Raw genomic sequence first — 2313 nt, forward strand, 5'->3', positions numbered from 1 at the left:
GGGGTTTTGCGCCGGATAAGGTCGTCCGGCGATGGTGATGGTCACCGTAGCCGCTGCGGATTCCGTGCTGCCGTTGTTTAACACATAGCGCAAGGCGACTGAACCGCTGGCCTGCGGCGCAGCCTGGAAAATCAGCTGATAATCGTTGTCGCTGGCACTGATTGACGCGCTGCCCAAGACGCTGTCGGGTTGAGCCACTAAACGCGCGGCGCTAAATGGGCCGCCGCGAGCGTTCTCGGTTAAGCTGACGCGCACTACACCGCCGGCTACCACGCTGGCCTTATGATCAACGCCAACCGGCTGCGCCGCGCTGACCTTTAGCGTATACGCCGCCTGGCCGGTCGCGCCGTTGGCATCGGTGGCGATGAGCGTGAATGCGGCATCGCTAACTGTGCCTGGCGTGCCGCCTAAGCTGCCGTTGGTAAAGGTCATTCCGCCCGGAATCGTACCCTGTAAGTGATAACTGTAAGGCGCAACGCCGCCGGTGGCGCTGAAGTTTTGCGCATAGGCGTTGCCCACCACAGCCTGCGGTAAAGCCCCCGCAGCTGGCGTAAACGAGATCACCGCCGCTGTGACATTCAGCGTTACCGTTGCCTGCGTGGTACCGAAGCTATTACTGGCGCTGTAAATCAAGCTATCGCTGCCGGAAAAACCGGCCACCGGTTGGTAAAGGATACGGCTATTCAACACGCGCGCGCTGCCGTGCACAGGTTGTTGCAAGATATCAATATTGGTTGCTGCGCCGCCGGAAATCAGCGGTTCGATGGTATTTTCGCCGCTGTTGGCAACGACATTGGATGTCACCGTGTTAGCAACTGGCGGCTGTCCAGAGAGCGCCACATTCAACGTATAGGCCTGCTGTGCGCTGCTATTCGTGATGGTATCCGTCACGATCACTGTGAAGCTGAAACTCCCGGCGGTCGCTGGCATACCTGACAACACGCCAGCGGGCGACAGCGTTAGACCAGTAGAAAGACCGCTCATGCTGAAGCTGTAATTGCCCGAGCCGCCGCTGGCGCTAAACGTTTGGCTGTAAGGCGTGTTAAGCGTGGCTGCTGGCAACGCGCCTGGTGCGATGACAAGCGTGGGGGGGCTGACGGTCACGCTGATAGTGCCGGTGGCAGAAGAGCCGGCACTATTGCTGGAGGTGTAAGTGAAGCTGTCGCTGCCGACGTAATTGGCGGCGGGTGTGTAAGTCACGTGGCTGACATCTACCACAGACAGCGTGCCGTGTGCCGGTGAAGTGCTGATCGTCAGGCTGTTTGGCGTCCCCCCCGTGATCGGCAAGCTAATGGGATTGTTGTTGCTGTTAAATGCCACGTTGAGGCTGCTGGAACCGGCAATCGGCGTCGGTTCAAGGCGTTCTACTTGCACGAGATAGTTTGCGGTACTGGTGCCATCTTCAGCGGTGACCACAACGTTGATACTGTTCGTGCCAACGACCAGCGGCACACTATAACCGCTGCCGGAATTGAGGCTGTTGCCATTGACGCGCACATGGGCAGCTATGTTGCTGGTGGTTGGCGTCACCGTTGTTGATGTCACACCATTAGCGACGCGAGTGCTGTAGTTGGTGATGCCAGAGGAAAAGCCGGGTGTCAAAGTGCCTTCTGACAGCGAAAGACTGCTCAATGTTGCATCAGAAGATACGGTGGCGGCCGCAGAGCAGGAGATGGTTATATCATTGAGATAACCATAATTATTGTTAACGCCAAGGAACAGCCCGTTGCTGGTAATTTGAGAGGCGCTGGCATCCAGAGTATAGGTCCCTGCGCTTCCGCTGAACGTTCTGTATTCTGAATAGAGCGTTAAACTGGATGAACGCATAATCACCGAGCCAGATTTTGTTTGATCCGTCTTAGGATCGAGTCCGTTATCGGTGAGCGTGATGTGGACACTCTCTCCTGCATCAAAATCAGCAGCAGCATACATGCGAGAAAAAGTGGCTGGATTAACCATGTTCAACGCGGAACACGCGGTTGAAAGAGCATAAACCGATGAACTGGCCAGTAGCGTTAGCAGCAAAATAGCGCTGAGGAAGCAGGCGAAGCGGCCGTTCCTGATTGGCATACGTAACATGATTGTCCCTGAGGTAGCGTGACGCAACGCGTCGAAATCTATAATTTTATTTCAGGGATAATAGCGATAGGGATATAGCGTCAATCGTGGAAATAGCGAAGAAATAGTAGGTTAATCTATTTCCAGTCAGAAATCGTTGCTGCACAGCATCAGCGCTGTTGATGTTTATTACGCTGATTGAGCTGCTATAAGCTGTTGGGATTTATGACACTTCTAAGGAGCCTGCAAAATATG

Annotated in this window: 1 protein-coding gene; it reads right to left on the reverse strand. The window is 55.0% G+C overall.

Going from position 1 to position 2313, the window contains the following annotated elements; translation table 11 throughout:
* A partial coding sequence (locus RTY00_RS23740) for an Ig-like domain-containing protein (RefSeq protein WP_312666605.1) occupies positions 1–2079 on the reverse strand: 2079 nt, incomplete at its 3' end.
* Positions 2080–2313: the final 234 nt, after the last annotated feature.

The organism is Pantoea sp. CTOTU49201 (assembly GCF_032054795.1).
GTDB classification, from domain to species: Bacteria; Pseudomonadota; Gammaproteobacteria; order Enterobacterales; family Enterobacteriaceae; genus Pantoea; species Pantoea symbiotica.